The sequence below is a fragment of the Cryptosporangium sp. NPDC051539 genome (assembly GCF_044454545.1).
Classification (GTDB): Bacteria; Actinomycetota; Actinomycetes; order Mycobacteriales; family Cryptosporangiaceae; genus Cryptosporangium.
On sequence record NZ_JBITDV010000017.1, the window covers coordinates 16,349 to 32,284 of the forward strand.

Here is a 15,936-nt window from a genome sequence, read left to right on the forward strand (position 1 = left end):
GCGCAGAGGAGTGGACCAATGCCGACCGGCTCGGACTTCCTCCAGCTCCGGGCGGCGTCCGCACCGGCGAAGGGCCTCACGACCTGGCTGGTGGACGCGATCCGCGCCGCGGTCGCCGACCGCCGGCTACCGCCCGGCACCCGCCTGCCCGCGACCCGCACGCTCGCGAGCGACCTCGGCATCTCCCGGGGCGTCGTGGTCGAGGCCTATCAGCGCCTGGTGGACGAGGGCCTGGCCCAGGCCCGCACCGGCGTCGGCACCGTCGTCGCCACGCTCCTGACCCCGGCCGCTCCGCGTCCGGCGGAGGGACCGTCCCGGCCCGCGCGGCTGCGGCTGCCGCTCCCGCCGGACGAGCGGATCGAGTTCGACCTCTCTCCGGGCCTGCCGGACCTCGCGGCGTTCCCGCGGGCCGCCTGGCTCCGCGCCGAGCGAGCCGTGCTCTCCACGCTGACCGGCGCCGATCTCGGCTACGGCGACCCACGTGGCACCCTCCCGCTGCGCCGCGCGCTCACCGCCTGGCTGGCCCGGACCCGAGGCACCCGGGCCGAGCCGGACGACGTGCTCGTCGTCGCCGGGGTCGCCCAGGCCCTCGCCCTGGTCGCGACCGTCCTCGGCCGCGGCACCACGATCGCGGTCGAGGACCCGGGCTCCCGGGGCGCGCGCGACCAACTGACCGACTGGGGAGTGGCGACCCGCCCGATCCCGGTGGACGACGAAGGGCTCCGCGTCGGCGCGCTCACCGGCAGCGGTCTGGACACGGTGCTCCTCACCCCGGCCCACCAGTTCCCCACCGGCGTCGTTCTCGGCCCGCACCGCCGCCGCGAACTCCTAGCCTGGCCCGGGCTGATCCTCGAGGACGACTACGACGCCGAGCACCGCTACGACCGCGCGCCGGTGCCCGCGCTCCAGGCGTCCGGTACCGCGCGGGTCGTCTACATGGGCAGCGTCTCGAAGACGCTCGCTCCCGGTATGCGCCTGGGCTGGATGATCCCGCCCCGGAACCTCCGCGACGATCTGGTCACGGTCAAGCACGCGATGGACCTGGGCAATCCGGCGCTGGCGCAGCTGGTCCTGGCCCATCTGCTGCGGACCGGCGAGTACGAGCGCCACCTGCGCCGGGTGCGGGCCCGCCAGCGCCGCAGACGAGACGCCCTGCTCGGCGCCCTGGCGCAACACCTTCCGGCCGCGAAGGTCGAAGGCGTCGCCGCGGGACTGCACCTGCTGATCACGCTCCCGACCGACGTCCCCGACGTGGTCCTGGCCGGGCACGCCGCCGAGGCGGGCGTCCGCGTGCAGCCGCTGAGCTGGCACCGGATGACCCCGGGGCCGCCCGGTCTCCTGCTGGGATACGCCGCACAACCCCCGAACCGCCTCGAAGAAGCGGCCCGGCGCCTCGGTGCCCGGCTCGCCCCTCTGGTCTGAGGTCGCCCGGGAAGGTAGGAATTCGGCATGGCACTCGTCGCTGGCGTCGACTGTTCGACGCAATCCACCAAGGTCCTCATTTGTGACTCCGAGACCGGGGCGGTGGTCCGTCAGGGAAGGGCACCGCACCCGGACGCCACCGAGGTCGACCCCGCGATCTGGTGGTCGGCACTGCGGGAGGCTTCCGACGGCCTGCTCGACGGCGTCGAGGCGATCGCGGTCGGGGGTCAGCAGCACGGCATGGTGACGCTCGACTCCGACGGCCAGGTCGTCCGCCCGGCGCTGCTCTGGAACGACACCCGCTCGGCCGACGCGGCAACCGACCTGCTCGGCGAACTCGGCGGGGCCCAGGCTTGGGTCGACGCGGTCGGCCTGGTGCCGGTCGCGAGCTTCACGATCACCAAACTGCGCTGGCTCGCCGAGAACGAGCCGGACGAGGCCAAGCGGGTGGAGCGGGTGCTGCTCCCGCACGACTGGCTGACCTGGAAGCTCTCCGGCGGCAGCATCGACCCCACCACCGACCGCGGCGACGCGTCCGGCACCGGTTACTGGTCGGCGGCGACCGGCGAATACCGCCCCGACCTGCTTCGGCGTGCGTTCGGCCGCGACCTCGCCGTGCCCGCCGTCGCCGGACCGAAAGCCGTCGTCGGCCACACCCCGGAGGGCATCGCGCTGGCCGCGGGCACCGGTGACAACATGGCCGCCGCGCTCGGCCTGGGGGCCGGCCCCGGCGACGTCGTGGTTTCGCTCGGCACCAGCGGCACCGTCTTCGCGGTCGCCGAGGGGCCGACCGCCGACCCGAGCGGTTACGTCGCCGGCTTCGCCGACGCCACCGGCCGATTCCTGCCGCTGGTCTGCACGCTCAACGCGGCCCGCGTCCTGACGGCGGCCGCCGACCTGCTCGGTGCCGATCTCGACCGGCTCTCCGACCTCGCTCTGGCGAGCACGCCCGGCGCGGCCGGCCTGACCCTCCTGCCGTATCTGGACGGTGAGCGAACGCCGGATCTGCCCGACGAAACCGGCCGCCTCAACGGCCTGACCCGCGCCAACGCCCGTCCGGAGAACCTCGCCCGAGCCGCGGTCGAGGGCATGCTGCTCGGCCTGGCCGACGGTCTGGACGCCGTCCGGCAGCACGGCGTCGCGGTACGGCGTGCGCTGCTGATCGGTGGTGCGGCGATGTCGCCGGCGGTCCGCGCGGTGGCGTCCGGGATCCTCGGCGTCCCGGTCGAGGTTCCGGCGCCGGGGGAGTACGTCGCACTGGGCGCCGCCAGGCAGGCCGCGTGGGCGCTGTCCGGTGCCGCCGAGCCGCCGCAGTGGTCGGTCGACGCCGACAAAGCCCCGGATGCCGTCGACGACTACGCCCCGGTTCGCGCCCGCTACGCCCAGTTTCGTACGGAGGTTCAGGAACTTTCGACTCGTCCGAGCAAAAGTTAGGGGTCTGTAACCCAAAAGAGTCTGGACAGCCGTCCCGAGCGGGCCCTACGGTCATCGCACACCTGGTGACACACGCCACTCGGGAAGGCTGTGCAATGACGCCTCGGCCACGACCGGACAACGCCGCCCAGTCCTCGATCCTGCTCACCCTGCGAGACGACGGCCCGACCTCTCGGGCCGAGCTCGGCGACCGGCTGCAGCGGACCCGCGCCCGGCTGGCCGCCGAGCTCGACCGGCTCGCCGAACTCGGCCTCGTGCGCGACGGCGGACCGGCGGCCTCCCGCGGTGGACGCCGGTCCACGCTGGTCGAACTCGACCCCGAGCTCCGGTTCGCCGGTGTCGACATCGGGGCGACGTCGGTGACGATCGAGGTCACCGACGCCTCGCTCGAGCCGGTCGCGGCCGTCGAGGAAGCGATCGACATCCGGCGCGGCCCCGAAGCCGTGCTCGACCGGGTCGAAGACCTGCTGGCCAAGATGCGGGTCGGCGGGCACCACAACCGGCTCGCGGGCATCGGCCTCGGCGTACCCGGTCCGGTGAGCTTCCGGGACGGCGTCCCGGTGTCACCGCCGATCATGCCGGGCTGGGACCGTTACCCGCTGCGCGAAGAGCTCGGCGGGCGGCACGGCTGCCCGGTCGTCGTCGACAACGACGTCAACATCATGGTGGTCGGTGAACGGCGGGGCGGAGTGGCCCGGTCGGTCGACGACCTGCTGTTCGTGAAGGTCGGCACCGGCATCGGGTGCGGGATCGTCGTCGGTGGCCAGGTGTACCGCGGCGTCGACGGGTGTGCCGGGGACATCGGGCACATCCAGGTCGACCCGCACGGGCCGATGTGCGCCTGCGGCAACACCGGATGCCTGGAGGCGATGTTCGGCGGTGCGGCCCTGGCCCGGGACGCGCTGGCCGCCGCCCGCAGCGACACGTCACCGGCCCTGGCCGAGCGTCTGCGCACGCACGGGACCGTGACCGCGGCCGACGTCGGCTCCGGAGCGATCGAGGGCGACCCGGTGTGCATCGGGCTGATCCGCGACGGCGGCCGTCGCCTCGGGGGAGTGCTCGCCAGCCTGGTGAGCTTCTTCAACCCGTCGATGATCGTGATCGGTGGCGGGCTGGCCGGGCTCGGGCACCTCCTGCTGGCCGAGGTCAGGTCGGTGATCTACCGGCGGTCGTTGCCGCTGGCCACCCGCAACCTGCCGGTCGTGCTGTCCGAGTTGGGCCCACGGGCCGGTGTGGCCGGAGCGGTCGCGCTGGCCAGCGAACTCGCGTTCGGGCCGGTGGCGAGATGAGCCTTCTGAAGCTGACCGGCATCGTCAAGACGTTCCCCGGCGTGCGGGCCCTCGACGGGGTCGACCTCGAGGTCGAGCCGGGTGAGGTGCACTGCCTGCTCGGCCAGAACGGGGCCGGGAAGTCCACGCTGATCAAGGTGCTCGCCGGTGCACACCAGCCCGACGAAGGCACGATCGAGTGGGCCGGTTCGCCGGTGCAGTTCTCGAAGCCGACCGCGGCCCTCCGCGCCGGGCTCGCGACGATCTACCAGGAGCTCGACCTGGTCGACGACCTCACGGTCGCCGAGAACGTGTTCCTCGGCCACGAGCCCCGGCAGTTCGGGTTCAGCTCCCGCGGCGTCGCCCGGCGCCGGACGCGCGAACTGCTGGCCCGGCTGGGCCACGGGGAGATCCCGGCCGGGCGCGAACTCGGGCGGCTGCCCGCCGCGGGCAAGCAGATCGTCAGCATGGCCCGGGCGCTCTCGCACGACGCGCGGCTGATCATCATGGACGAGCCGTCCGCCGTACTCGCGCACGACGAGGTCGAGAACCTCTTCCGGGTGATCCGGGACCTGACCGCGACCGGCGTGGCGGTCATCTACATCTCGCACCGGCTGGCCGAGATCCGCGAGATCGGCGACCGCGTCACGATCCTGAAGGACGGCCGCACGGTCGCGGTGAACCTGCCCGCCCGGACCACGCCCACCGACGAGGTCGTCCGCCTGATGACCGGCCGGTCGGTCGAGTACGTCTTCCCGAAGCGGGGGTCGTCGCCGGCCGCGGAAGGGGCGCCGCTGTTGCGGGTGTCCGGGCTGACCCGGGCGCACGAGTTCAGCGACGTCTCGTTCACGGTCGGAGCCGGGGAGATCGTCGGGCTGGCCGGTCTGGTCGGCGCCGGACGGTCGGAGATCCTCGAGACGGTCTACGGGGCCCGGAAGGCCGCGACCGGCACGGTCGAAGTGGACGGGAAGCCGCTGCGGCGGGGCAGCGTCAAGGCCGCGGTCGCCGCCGGCATGGGACTCGCTCCCGAGGAGCGCAAGAGCCAGGCGCTCCTGCTCGGCGAACCCGTCTACCGCAACGTCTCGCTCGCCTCGCTACGCCGGTTCGCCCGCGCCGGGTTCGTCCAGCGCCGGGCCGAACGGGACGCGGTCAGCGCGGTCACCCGGTCGCTCGACCTCCGCCCCGCCGACCCCCGCCGGATCATGCGCACGCTTTCCGGCGGCAACCAGCAGAAGGCCGTCGTCTCGCGCTGGCTGCTCGACAACACCCGGTTGCTGCTCCTCGACGAACCGACCCGGGGCGTCGACATCGGAGCCCGGGCGGAGCTGTACGCGCTGATCCGGTCGCTGGCCGACCAGGGCGTCGGCGTCCTCCTGGTCTCCAGCGAGGTCCCCGAAGTCCTCGGGCTCGCCGACCGCGTCCTGGTCGTCCGCGAGGGACGCATCGTCCGCGAGGCGCCGGCCGCCGACCTCACCGAAGCCCAAGTCCTCGACCTGGTGATGGCCGGCGAACGCGCCGCCACCGCCCGCTGACCGACCGTCCTCCCGCCACCGCATTGGAGCGAGGCGCTCATGACCGATCACACCGCCAGAACCCCCGCCGACAGACCCGCCCCCGTCACCACCGCCGAGATCCCGCCCGCGGACGAGCAGGCCCGGGTCGAGGCCGCGGCCGCCGAGCCCGTCGCCGAGACGAGCCCGCTCCGTGCGTGGCTGAGCTCCCTCTCCGAGGGCGGGGCCACCCGCAGCGTCGGGCTGGTCATCGCCCTGGTGATCCTCTGCATCGTCGGCTTCGCCACCGCCGACACCTTCGCGACCACCGGCAACATCCGGACGATCCTCACCAACGCGTCCGTGATCGGCGTGGTCACGGTCGGCATGACGTTCGTGATCATCGGCGGCGGCATCGACCTCTCGGTCGGCTCGCTGGTCGGCCTCGCGTCGGTCTGGTGCACCACTGTCGCGACCCAGTCGTACGGCCCGTTCGTGATGGTGCTCTGCGCGTTGATGGTCGGGCTGATCGTCGGCCTGCTCAACGGCGTGCTGATCGCCTACGGGCGGCTGGTGCCGTTCATCGTGACGCTCGGCATGCTGATCGGCGCCCGCGGGCTCGCGCAGCAGATCGCCAACCTGCAGACCCAGGTCGTCACCCAGCAGTCGTTCAACGCGATCGCCGACGGTTCGCTGCTCGGCGTCCCGTACCTGGTGTGGATGCTGCTCGGCACCTTCGCGGTCGGCTGGGTCGTGCTGAACCTGACGACCTTCGGCCGGCGGACCGTCGCGGTCGGCGGCAACCCCGAGGCGGCCCGGCTCGCCGGTATCGACATCCGTCTGCACACTGCCCTGCTCTACGGGGTGTCCGGGCTCTGCTGCGGGCTCGCCGCCGTGATGCTCACCGCGCAGACGGCCTCCGGCTCGTCCACCAACGGCCAGAACTACGAGTTGGACGCCATCGCCGCGGTGATCATCGGCGGGACGTTGCTCACCGGTGGGCGCGGGACGCTGGTCGGGACGTTCCTCGGCGTGCTGGTGTTCACGCTGATCACGAACCTGTTCATCCTCAACAACCTGTCCACGCCGGTGCAGAACCTCGCCAAGGGCCTGATCATCCTCGGTGCCGTGTTGCTGCAGCGGCGACGAGCCGACACCGCTACCTGATCGAGTGGATGTGGTGGTGGTTGTGGGGCAGGGAGGTGCTGGAGGTGTCTGGACGAGGCAGAGGCGCTGAAGGTGCCGGTGAGGCAGGGGGTGCTGGAGGTGTCTCGGTGAGGCAGAGGCGCTGAAGTGCCTGAGTGAGGTAGGGGCACTGGAAGTGGCTGAATGGGGCGGCGGCGCTGGAAGTGGCTGAGTGAGGCGGCGGCGCTGGAAAGGCCTGAGTGAGGCGGCGGCGCTGGAAAGGCCTGAGTGAGGCGGCGGCGCTGGATGGGCCTGAGTGAGGCGGCGGCGCTGGATGGGCCTGAGTGAGGCGCGGCGCTGGGTGCCTAACTCAGGTAAGCATTTTGGATGCCTAAGTTAGTTAGGCATCGTGGGATGCCTAACTTAGGTAAATATCGCGGCTGCCTTGGGGTAGGCGTTTTGGATACCTGACTTAGGTAAATGTCGAGGGATGCCTAACGTAGGTATGCGTGTGCGGATGCCTCAGTTAGGTAAGCATCTCGGATGCCTCACTTAGGTAAGCGTCGCGAATACCTGACTTAGGTAAGCGTCGCAGGGGCGCTCACCGCGACATTCCTCGAGCAGCCGACCGGCCCCGCTCGACGCCGGCTCGACCCCGAATCCCGTTCACCCGCCGCGGTTCACCCGTGCCACGGCGGTAGCCCGGCACGCGTAATTCTCAAAGGAGAGAACCATGTCTGACGTGATCAGTGGCCCGCGGCGCGGGCTTGGACGGCGCGGATTCCTGCTCGGGGGAGCCGCCGTCGGCGCGACGGTGCTAGCCGCAGGCTGCACCTCGAACGACTCCGGGGACAACAAGGACGAGACGAACACCAAGGCCGTCGGCGGCGACAACGCGGCCAAGGGGACGCAGGTGACGATCGGATTCTCGGCGCCGCAGGCGGACCACGGCTGGATCGGCGCGATCGCGAAGAACGCGCAGGCGCAGGCGAAGTCGTTCGAGGACGTCACGTTCGAACCGGTCGAGCCCACCAACGACGTCGCGGCGCAGATCGCGGCGATCGAGACGCTGATCACCAAGAAGGTCAGCGTGCTGGTCGTGCTGCCGAACGACGGGAAGCAGCTGACCGCGGTCGCGCGGAAGGCGATGGCGGCGGGGATCCCGGTGGTGAACGTCGACCGGATCTTCGACACGCCGCTGGCCTACCGCACCTGGATCGGTGGGGACAATTACGGCATGGGTGTCTCCGCAGGTAATTACATTGCAGAACGGCTGAAGGGTAAGTCGAACCCCGTGATCGCCGAGATCGCCGGTATCGACTCGCTGCCGTTGACCCAGGAACGGTCGCAGGGCTTCAAGGACGCGCTGGCCTCCGCGGGATTCAAGGTGTCGAACCGGGTGGCGGCGGAGTTCACGGTCGCTTCGGGACAGCAGGTCACGTCGAACCTGCTGCAGGCCGCGCCGAAGATCGACGCGATCTGGAACCACGACGACGACCAGGGCCTCGGTGTGCTGGCGGCCATTCGGCAGGCGAACCGCAAGGAATTCTTCATGGTCGGCGGCGCCGGTTCGCTGGACGCGATGGAGTTGATCAAGAAGGACGACTCGGTGCTGAAAGCGACGGTCACGTATTCGCCGAGCATGGCGTCGTCGGCGATATCCCTCGCTCGGTTGATCGGGCAGAAGAAGGGCATCTCCGACCTGGTCGAGAACGAGGTGCCGGCCAAGATCACGCTGGCGTCGGCGACCGTGACGAAGGAGAACGTCGACCAATACACGTCCACGGGATTCCGCTCGTGAAGCCTTCGCTAGGGGTCGGCATGGTGGGCTACGCCTTCATGGGTGCGGTGCACTCGCAGGCGTGGCGCACGGTAGGGCATGCGTTCGATCTGCCGTTCGACGTGCGGATGGCGGCGATCGGCGGCCGGGATCCGGTCGCCGTGAAGGAGGCCGCGGATCGGCACGGGTGGGCCGCGTTCGAGACCGACTGGCGTGAGCTGATCGCGCGGGACGACGTGTCGATCGTGGACGTCTGCACGCCCGGGGACACGCACGCGGCGATTGCGATCGCGGCGCTGGAAGCCGGCAAGCACGTGATTTGTGAGAAGCCGCTCGCGAACTCGGTGGAGGAAGCGGCCGCGATGGCGGCGGCCGCGACCGAAGCGGCCGCGCGGGGCGTGCGGTCGATGGTGGCGTTCAACTATCGGCGGGTTCCGGCGCTGGCGTATGCCCGGTCGCTGGTCGAATCCGGACGCCTCGGGACGCTGCGGCACGTCCGGGCGGCCTATCAGCAGGACTGGCTGGTGGATCCCTCGGCGCCGCTGACGTGGCGGATGCAGAAGGAGCGGGCCGGATCCGGGGCGCTCGGGGACATCGCCGCGCACATCGTGGACGCCGCGCAGTTCGTCGTCGGCGACGTGTTGGCGGGGGTGTCCGGCACCCTGGAGACGTTCGTTCGTTCGCGGCCGCTGTCGGGTGGGTCGGGGCTGTCGGCGGCGTCGGGAGGCGCCGGCGTCGGCGACGTGACCGTGGACGACGCGGCCGTGTTCTTCGGACGGTTCGCGGGCGGTGGTCTCGCGACGTTCGAGGCCACGCGATTCGCGACCGGGCGGAAGAACGCGATGCAGCTGGAGATCTACGGGTCGTCCGGGGGCATCCGGTTCGACTTCGAGCGGATGAACGAACTGTTGTTCTTCGACGGGTCACTGCCGGACACGGAGAACGGCTACCGGCGGGTGCTGGTGACCGAAAGCGATCACCCCTATCTGGAGGCGTGGTGGCCGCCGGGTCACCCGCTGGGATACGAGCACACGTTCACGCACGAGTTCCGTGACTTCCTGGTGGCGGTCTCTTCCGGGGACGACCCGTCGCCGTCGTTCGCGGACGGCCTGCAGGTGCAGAAGGTCCTCTCGGCGGTCTCGGAGAGTGCCGAAAACGGTTCGGGATGGGTGGAGGTCTAATCATGCCGAGGCCAGTGACGCTGTTCACCGGGCAGTGGGCGGATCTGCCGTTCGAGAAGGTGTGCGAACTCGCGTCCGGGTGGGGGTACGACGGACTCGAGATCGCGTGCTGGGGCGATCATTTCGACGTTTCCCTGGCGGTCTCTTCGCCGGATTACGTCGCGGGGCGCCGGGAGATCCTGAAGCGGTACGGCTTGCAGGTGTGGGCGATCTCGAATCACCTGACCGGGCAGGCCGTGTGTGATCATCCGATCGACGAGCGGCACCAGGGGATCCTGTCGCCCGCCGTCTGGGGAGACGGCGACCCGGAGGGGGTGCGCGGGCGGGCCGCCTCGGCGTTGAAGGACACGGCGCGGGCGGCGCGAGCACTCGGGGTGGACATCGTGATCGGGTTCACCGGATCGTCGATCTGGCACACCGTGGCGATGTTCCCGCCGGTGCCTCCGTCCATGATCGACCGCGGCTATCAGGACTTCGCGGACCGCTGGAACCCGATCCTGGACGTCTTCGACGCGGAGGGGGTGCGCTTCGCGCACGAGGTGCACCCGTCGGAGATCGCCTACGACTACTGGTCGACGGTGCGCGCCCTGGAAGCGGTGGACCACCGGCCGGCGTTCGGGCTGAACTTCGACCCGTCGCACTTCGTCTGGCAGGACCTGGATCCGGTCGGGTTCCTCTGGGACTTCCGCGACCGCATCTATCACGTCGACTGCAAGGAGTCGGTGAAGCAGTTCAACGGGAGGAACGGGCGGCTGGGGTCGCACTTGCCGTGGGGGGACCCGAGGAGGGGCTGGGACTTCGTGTCGACCGGGCACGGTGACGTGCCCTGGGAACCGGTGTTCCGGATGCTGAACGCTATTTCCTACGACGGGCCGATCTCGATCGAGTGGGAGGACGCCGGGATGGACCGCCTGGTCGGGGCACCCGACGCATTGGCGTTCGTCCGCAAGCTGACCGAGATCGAGCCGCCCGAGGCGTCGTTCGACGCGGCGTTCTCGTCGGGGTCCTGAAACGGAACGAGGGCCCCGCGTAGTTGCGGGGCCCTCGTTCCGTGGTCGGCCGCGCTCGGCGCGGCTTCGTTCGGGACTAGCTGAGCGAGCCGTTCGAGCCGGCCGAGCCCGGGGTGGTCGCGGACGGGGTGGTCGCGGACGGGGCGCCGGTGGCCGGGCCCGCCGTCACGGTGGGCGCCGGCGTCGGCGACGACGACCCGAGCAGGTTGCTCACCTTGGCCCCGATGGCGGTGTTGCCGAGCTTGTCGTTGGCCACGCCCTTGGCGGTGTTGACCAGGCTGCCGGCCTGAGCCTGCAGCGAGCCGGTCGCCTCCTGGACCGTCGGGTTCTCACGGACCTTCTGGGCGGTGCGGCGGATCTGCTCGTACCGCTCGCGGCCGGCCTTCGTGCCTAGCACGTAACCGACGCCGATGCCGGTGAGGAAGAGCAGCTTGTTGCGCATGTCGACTCCTGAGGTCGGCTTCCGGGTGGGTGCCTGTAGTACAAGTTGATGCCCGACGAGGGGCTATCCCACACTCATACGGCCAAACCCAAGCGTAAGCGCTGCTCAGTCGGAAGCGGGGGCCGCCGTCGGCAGGCACCGCCGGGGATGTTGTAGAGTTGCCCAGGCACGCCGCCCGAGGGCGGCGAGGTCGTGGCATTCCCCCGTAGCTCAATTGGCAGAGCATTCGACTGTTAATCGAAGGGTTACTGGTTCGAGTCCAGTCGGGGGAGCTTTCACCAGCAAGAACGTCGTTCTTGGGTCCACGTAGGACGGTCCGAGTCATCGGAAAGTCATCACAAAGTCCCGCGGGCATGGCGGCCCAAGACGTGCGCTCTACGACCCACGAGGCATGCTTTCGGCGCCCTCTCCCGGCCCCCGGTGGCGTTGCCCGTGGGGCTAACGACCCGGCCAAGTGTTGTCGCGGATTGTCTCCGTCTGATGAGCCGAGAACTCAGGTGACGGAGACAACATGGCGACTGACCGGGGACGTGCTGGCGCGGCGCAGGACGAGTGGATGACGATCGACGAGATTTCCGTCGAGCTAAAGATTCCGCCGGCGACGCTCTACGTCTGGAAGGGCAAGGGCGATTTTCCTCGCTGGATGCGAGTCGGAAAGCACATCCGAGTGCGGCGGATCGATTTTGACGAGTGGGTCGAAGCAAAGCTCGTGGATTAGCCGACCTTGGGACGCTCCGGTCTTGATGGGTGCTCTGGAGCAGCCGTCGCTGCACCGATAGAACCAGCGCCGGACGGGGCATCTGACCCACCTGCTCCCGAGCAATCCTCAGCGTAGTGACGGCTGGCGGTGCGTGGAGCGGATCGCGGCAGAAGCTAATTGACCTGCGGTGCTAACACCAGCAACCTAGGGTGCGCGCTCATGGAGGACGCTTCGAAGCAAGAGCGGGAAGCTCGTCTCGCTCCGTTGAGCAACGTCGAGCTGGACGAGCTCGCACAGTCGGCACACGATGACCGCGTAGCGGCGGTATTCGCTCTCTGCTCGCGAGCCCGGACCGACCACGCTGCGGCCCAGATGATCGGCGAACTCTTCGACCTACGGTGGGTACAGGAACTTCGGTACTGCGGACGCTTCCCCCGACCGAAGCTGTCACTGGCTTGGGCACTGGTCGAGGAGTTGCTCGCGACTGACGATCCGGAGACGCGCGAGATCGGCTACGCCGCGTACGCACGCCTAGCCTCCGTCGAGCAGGAAGACGTGCTCGTGTGGCTGGGTGTAGATCGCATCGAGGACTACCACCGCCGGACCGGCGACTAGCTAAGTCTCCTGGTATCCGAGCGGTGCCGGCTCCGCGAGCGGCAGCTCCGCAGGGGCGTGTATTCCTGCTTGCTCAGTGGTCTGCGGTCGGCAGGCGCGGAACGCTCCGTCCGGGGCCAGGAGCAGCGGCAGGTGGTGGTCGAGGTCGTTCCACCACGCCGCTTTCAGCGACGGGTCGCAGCGCGCGGTTTCCCATGTCGTCCAGAGCAAGGTGAGCCGGCCGATCGCTTCGGGGTGAATCCACCACTCGGTGCACCAACGCTGGCGCGTCCCGTCACCGACTCGATGCAAGAACATCGGCGTGAAGTAGCCGGTGACCCATGAATCGAGCGTTGGGTACAGCGGGGGCTGCTGGTCCAGGCTGGTGTCGGCCTTGGGCGTCCTGGTCATCGTGCTCGCCGTCGGGTCTGGTCGAGGCGGTTGAGCTGGGTTCGATGGTGCTCAGACGCTGCCGGCCGGCTGGACGGCGGGCTGGCTGGTCCACCTGGGTAGAAGTCGCTAGCTATCTCCGAGGCCGCCCGGTCCGGGCCGGCCTCGGGCTGGACGGGCCGCAGGTTCGGGTTGGCGGACCTGATGCGGCGGATGGCCTCGACAGCGGTGGGTGAAAGCCCGCTGAGTTCGTGCAGAAGTTGGTCGTAGTAGGGAGAAACGACATCGGGTTGCATGCTGTCGCGAATCGCATCCTGGGTGGCCCAGACGTCGTGCTGGAACCGGTCGGCGTTTGCGTTCTGTGTGGGAACGTGGTCCGCGCGTCCTTCGACTGGGTCGCGGGCCATGATCGCCATCTGCTCGGCCGCGAGCTTCATCGCGGATGAGCGGCGAACGCCGGAGGCGACCATGCGGTCGTAGAAGTCCATCGGGTCGCCGTAGACATGGCGGAGCCGGTCCTCGACTGCCTCTGCGACCAACCCGGCCGTGGCGAACGCGGGTTGGCCCTCTCGCGATCGGCCGATGCGCCACGCGTGGGCGAGGTCATCGAGCGAAGCGTCCGCGATCCACGCTTGGTCGCTAGCTTCACGCAGGAATTCGCGGTCGTGGGACTCGTGAGCGAGCTCGGCTTGTCCGGCCAGCCTCTGCTGCTGAGCGAGGAGCCGTTTAGTCAGGTCGTCGTTGGCCGCAGTGATGTGCTCCGCGCGCTCGGCCCGGCGCGCTTCTTCGGCGGCCAAGCGAGCAGATGCTTCGGTGAGCGTGGCGAGGACGGCGAACGCCTGGCCGGTTCGAAGGCCGAGTTCGCTGCCGAACTCGGGGTGCTCTGGGTTGGTCACGACTGCTCCACATGGGTGTACTGAGGCCCTACTGCCTGCTGGCCTCGGGAGCGCTGTCAGGACAGCGGCCCGGGGCGGGGTCCACGCGGGCGGCGCCGAGAATCGGCGGAGGGCGTTAGCGTCTGCGTTGTAGGCCTGCTTGGCGTCCGTGGACGGTGATTCGCGGGAGCGTCGATGCCAAGTTCCGTCAGACGCTTAGCAGCTTGTCGAGCGGCCCGCGATTGGTGCACCCTGTGCTGAGCTTCGCGGAGATTGGCGAGGGTCTCAGCGAGCAGCGCGAGGTCGCGGAGGAGACGCAGCAACGCGAACAGCTCGGGGGCGTCACTGACCTCACCCATGGTTGCGATCAGTCGTCCCATTGCGCGGAGGCCATCGGCGTGTTGATTCCGTGGGCGACGGAGAGATGGCGGCTGAGCAGAGGCGCGATAGAGGGCCTCGGCAGCTTTGATGATGCTGCGGCGCTGGCGGGCCGGCAGAACTCCGACAAGGACAGTGAGAACCTCCGCCGCTGCGGCAGCTAACTCGATGCGGCTTTCGTACGAGGCGGGACGAAGCGCGCCGCGGATCGTGAGACTGGCCTGCCGGAGGACCCATTCCCGCAGCGCCGAGTCCACGCGCGATGGCGTCTTCCGCTGCCCTTGTTCGCCCCAGCGGGCGCGAAGACGGGGAAGGCTCAGGTCGGGCGCGAGGCGGCTGCCGCCGTAGTAGATCGGCGAAGCGTTCGCAGCCTGAGGGTCGCTGAGCGCCACCGCATAGCCGGTGATCCGTGTTGTGTCCTGCGTGCTTCGGCGAATCCGCACCCCTAGCTCGCTCTCCTCCAGCCGGAGAAGGAAGTCATCGAGCCCGCTGGAGGCGGCTGCGATGGCGCGGACGCGGCGGCGTAGTACGTCGCGCGGTGTGTCCTTGCGGCCTTGGCGGTGGGCCTTATGAAGCTCAGGGGCTCCAGGGTGCCGGTGGGTGGTTCGGTCGGCAGGCGCCGTGACCCGGAGCCCTAACTGTGTCTCCAGGTCGCGACAGGCGTCTCGGAGCCGCAGGTAGTCGCGGAAGTTGCGGATCGCCCCGCCGTCCTGCCGGGCGAGTGTCGCGACGAGGTGGATGTGGTCGTCGCCGTGTCGTACGGCCACCCACCGGACGCCACCTTCGTCGCCACGCGGTGCGAGCCCGGTCCGTGCCATCAGCTCGCCCGCGATGGACGCCCACTGCGCGTCGGTCAGCGTGGGATCGTCTGGCGCCAATCGCACCGAGCAATGCCATACCGGCCGATCCGGCGCCCGTTCGCTGAAGCGAACGGGATCCATCAGCGCGTCCGCCAATACCCGGACGTGCCATCCGCCGCGGCCGGTAGGGCTCGGCTCCAGATGGCTCCGCGGGCCTGCTGACTCCCAGGCCGAGACAAGCCGTGGATTGACGTGCTCTTCGCGACGCCCCGGCCCGTAGAGGTACTTCAGCAGCCCGACCACGTTGACGCCGGCCGGATGCACCCGGGCGATCACTCCAGCAGCCGCCGCAACTCAGCTAGCACTGCGTCGACTCGCTCGACTGAGCGTCGGCACACATCGATCGCCGCTTGGGCATACTCCGGCAATACGCCAGTGCTGTTGAACGCCGCCGCGACCTGGTTCACATTGGACCCGAATTTATTGACCGCAGCCCGCGCCGCGAACAAATCTCGCCCGAGTCGGCGAAAGATCAGGCGATCTATCCCCGAGCTGGATTCTTCCCTGGCGGCCGCCAGGGCCACTTCCGCGCAATAGCCTGATGCGGTCAACCCGGACTCGGAAGCTGCGCGCGACACCGCCGCAAACTCGTCGTCATTCAGTCGGACATTTACTCGGTTGGTCCGCGCTGGTGACCGATGCCGGCGATCTCTCCCGCGTCGCGTCGTCTCGTTCGCACCCATGCCGTGATGCTGAGCATGGGTCGCTGGCGACTCCGCTACCAGCGAATGACGCGTCTTTGCAGGTTGACCGCGCTCGGTCGATCTGCCGACATCCGGTTCCCGGATGTCTATCTTGCTCCGCCGCTCCTCCGGCTCACGGCGCCGAGAAATCACCAGTGGTTGGCCGGCGCGCACGACTCATCAAATTCCTGCGGCAATGAAGATGTCGTGTGCCTGTGGACAAGCGCCTCGCGATCTGCTTATTGGAATAGAATTCAGGTATCGGCCACTGCGACGGAGCTGGCCTTCTCAATTCCTTCTTCCA

15 protein-coding genes and 1 tRNA gene are annotated in these 15,936 nt (G+C 69.4%); 11 read left to right on the plus strand and 5 right to left on the minus strand.

The genetic code is table 11. From position 1 onward, the window contains the following. The first annotated feature begins 18 nt into the window (after nucleotides 1–18). From ACIBZJ_RS38725 to ACIBZJ_RS38760, 8 genes are all read left to right on the plus strand, one after another. Complete coding sequence (locus ACIBZJ_RS38725; protein WP_395938617.1) at nucleotides 19–1,422, plus strand: PLP-dependent aminotransferase family protein; 1,404 nt, start codon at nucleotides 19–21, stop codon at nucleotides 1,420–1,422. Nucleotides 1,423–1,449: 27 nt separating this feature from the next. Next, nucleotides 1,450–2,856 carry a xylulokinase gene (gene xylB / locus ACIBZJ_RS38730; protein WP_395938618.1) on the plus strand — a complete coding sequence of 469 codons (1,407 nt, stop codon included), beginning with the start codon at nucleotides 1,450–1,452 and terminating at the stop codon, nucleotides 2,854–2,856. A gap of 95 nt (nucleotides 2,857–2,951) precedes the next feature. After that, entirely contained in the window at nucleotides 2,952–4,145 is a 1,194-nt protein-coding gene (locus ACIBZJ_RS38735) for an ROK family protein (RefSeq protein ID WP_395938619.1), read from the plus strand. After that, the gene (locus tag ACIBZJ_RS38740) at nucleotides 4,142–5,656 is read left to right on the plus strand and encodes a sugar ABC transporter ATP-binding protein (protein ID WP_395938620.1); all 1,515 of its coding nucleotides are present in this window, start codon (nucleotides 4,142–4,144) and stop codon (nucleotides 5,654–5,656) included. The genes ACIBZJ_RS38735 and ACIBZJ_RS38740 overlap by 4 nt, the downstream gene beginning before the upstream one ends. Nucleotides 5,657–5,695: 39 nt before the next feature. Next, on the plus strand, nucleotides 5,696–6,781 hold the full coding sequence (locus ACIBZJ_RS38745) for an ABC transporter permease (protein WP_395938621.1): 1,086 nt from the start codon (nucleotides 5,696–5,698) through the stop codon (nucleotides 6,779–6,781). Nucleotides 6,782–7,472: 691 nt separating this feature from the next. Beyond that, on the plus strand, nucleotides 7,473–8,540 hold the full coding sequence (locus ACIBZJ_RS38750) for a substrate-binding domain-containing protein (protein WP_395938622.1): 1,068 nt from the start codon (nucleotides 7,473–7,475) through the stop codon (nucleotides 8,538–8,540). A 20-nt stretch (nucleotides 8,541–8,560) separates the two neighbouring features. After that, on the plus strand, nucleotides 8,561–9,700 hold the full coding sequence (locus ACIBZJ_RS38755) for a Gfo/Idh/MocA family protein (RefSeq protein ID WP_395938716.1): 1,140 nt from the start codon (nucleotides 8,561–8,563) through the stop codon (nucleotides 9,698–9,700). A gap of 2 nt (nucleotides 9,701–9,702) precedes the next feature. After that, nucleotides 9,703–10,710: a sugar phosphate isomerase/epimerase family protein gene (locus ACIBZJ_RS38760; RefSeq protein ID WP_395938623.1), complete on the plus strand. Its 1,008-nt coding sequence runs from the start codon at nucleotides 9,703–9,705 to the stop codon at nucleotides 10,708–10,710. Nucleotides 10,711–10,786: 76 nt separating this feature from the next. Here the strand turns inward: ACIBZJ_RS38760 and ACIBZJ_RS38765 are convergent, their stop codons facing one another. Next, on the minus strand, nucleotides 10,787–11,152 hold the full coding sequence (locus tag ACIBZJ_RS38765; protein WP_395938624.1) for a hypothetical protein: 366 nt from the start codon (nucleotides 11,150–11,152) through the stop codon (nucleotides 10,787–10,789). Nucleotides 11,153–11,351: 199 nt separating this feature from the next. Between ACIBZJ_RS38765 and ACIBZJ_RS38770 the strand changes: the two genes are divergently transcribed. The 3 genes from ACIBZJ_RS38770 to ACIBZJ_RS38780 all read left to right on the plus strand — a co-directional run bounded on the left by ACIBZJ_RS38770 (nucleotide 11,352) and on the right by ACIBZJ_RS38780 (nucleotide 12,467). Next, nucleotides 11,352–11,424 (plus strand) — tRNA-Asn (locus ACIBZJ_RS38770). A 239-nt stretch (nucleotides 11,425–11,663) separates the two neighbouring features. Next, a complete protein-coding gene (locus ACIBZJ_RS38775; RefSeq protein ID WP_395938625.1) occupies nucleotides 11,664–11,870 on the plus strand; it encodes a helix-turn-helix domain-containing protein in 207 nt (68 codons plus the stop codon). A gap of 246 nt (nucleotides 11,871–12,116) precedes the next feature. Then, on the plus strand, nucleotides 12,117–12,467 hold the full coding sequence (locus ACIBZJ_RS38780; RefSeq protein WP_395938626.1) for a hypothetical protein: 351 nt from the start codon (nucleotides 12,117–12,119) through the stop codon (nucleotides 12,465–12,467). On the opposite strand, the gene ACIBZJ_RS38785 is transcribed toward ACIBZJ_RS38780, so the two are convergent. Genes ACIBZJ_RS38785 through ACIBZJ_RS38800 form a run of 4 tightly spaced genes read right to left on the minus strand, consistent with a single transcriptional unit; the run spans nucleotide 12,468 to nucleotide 15,632 of the window. Next, the gene (locus ACIBZJ_RS38785) at nucleotides 12,468–12,857 is read right to left on the minus strand and encodes a DUF4913 domain-containing protein (protein WP_395938627.1); all 390 of its coding nucleotides are present in this window, start codon (nucleotides 12,855–12,857) and stop codon (nucleotides 12,468–12,470) included. Continuing rightward, nucleotides 12,854–13,732, minus strand: a complete 879-nt coding sequence (locus tag ACIBZJ_RS38790; RefSeq protein WP_395938628.1) for a hypothetical protein — start codon at nucleotides 13,730–13,732, stop codon at nucleotides 12,854–12,856. The genes ACIBZJ_RS38785 and ACIBZJ_RS38790 overlap by 4 nt, the downstream gene beginning before the upstream one ends. A gap of 56 nt (nucleotides 13,733–13,788) precedes the next feature. Beyond that, a complete protein-coding gene (locus ACIBZJ_RS38795; RefSeq protein WP_395938629.1) occupies nucleotides 13,789–15,225 on the minus strand; it encodes a relaxase/mobilization nuclease domain-containing protein in 1,437 nt (478 codons plus the stop codon). After that, nucleotides 15,222–15,632 (minus strand): plasmid mobilization protein, encoded by a 411-nt coding sequence (locus tag ACIBZJ_RS38800; protein ID WP_395938630.1) that lies wholly within the window; start codon nucleotides 15,630–15,632, stop codon nucleotides 15,222–15,224. Before ACIBZJ_RS38800 ends, ACIBZJ_RS38795 begins: the two co-directional genes overlap by 4 nt. Nucleotides 15,633–15,936: the final 304 nt, after the last annotated feature.

Coding starts and splice junctions, on each gene's coding strand:
- ACIBZJ_RS38745 (WP_395938621.1), top strand. CDS start 5,696: ATGACCGATCACACCGCCAGAACCCCCGCCGACAGACCCGCCCCCGTC.
- ACIBZJ_RS38785 (WP_395938627.1), bottom strand. CDS start 12,857: ATGACCAGGACGCCCAAGGCCGACACCAGCCTGGACCAGCAGCCCCCG.
- ACIBZJ_RS38760 (WP_395938623.1), top strand. CDS start 9,703: ATGCCGAGGCCAGTGACGCTGTTCACCGGGCAGTGGGCGGATCTGCCG.
- ACIBZJ_RS38800 (WP_395938630.1), bottom strand. CDS start 15,632: ATGGGTGCGAACGAGACGACGCGACGCGGGAGAGATCGCCGGCATCGG.
- ACIBZJ_RS38725 (WP_395938617.1), top strand. CDS start 19: ATGCCGACCGGCTCGGACTTCCTCCAGCTCCGGGCGGCGTCCGCACCG.
- ACIBZJ_RS38765 (WP_395938624.1), bottom strand. CDS start 11,152: ATGCGCAACAAGCTGCTCTTCCTCACCGGCATCGGCGTCGGTTACGTG.
- ACIBZJ_RS38750 (WP_395938622.1), top strand. CDS start 7,473: ATGTCTGACGTGATCAGTGGCCCGCGGCGCGGGCTTGGACGGCGCGGA.
- ACIBZJ_RS38775 (WP_395938625.1), top strand. CDS start 11,664: ATGGCGACTGACCGGGGACGTGCTGGCGCGGCGCAGGACGAGTGGATG.
- ACIBZJ_RS38740 (WP_395938620.1), top strand. CDS start 4,142: ATGAGCCTTCTGAAGCTGACCGGCATCGTCAAGACGTTCCCCGGCGTG.
- ACIBZJ_RS38755 (WP_395938716.1), top strand. CDS start 8,561: ATGGTGGGCTACGCCTTCATGGGTGCGGTGCACTCGCAGGCGTGGCGC.
- xylB (WP_395938618.1), top strand. CDS start 1,450: ATGGCACTCGTCGCTGGCGTCGACTGTTCGACGCAATCCACCAAGGTC.
- ACIBZJ_RS38735 (WP_395938619.1), top strand. CDS start 2,952: ATGACGCCTCGGCCACGACCGGACAACGCCGCCCAGTCCTCGATCCTG.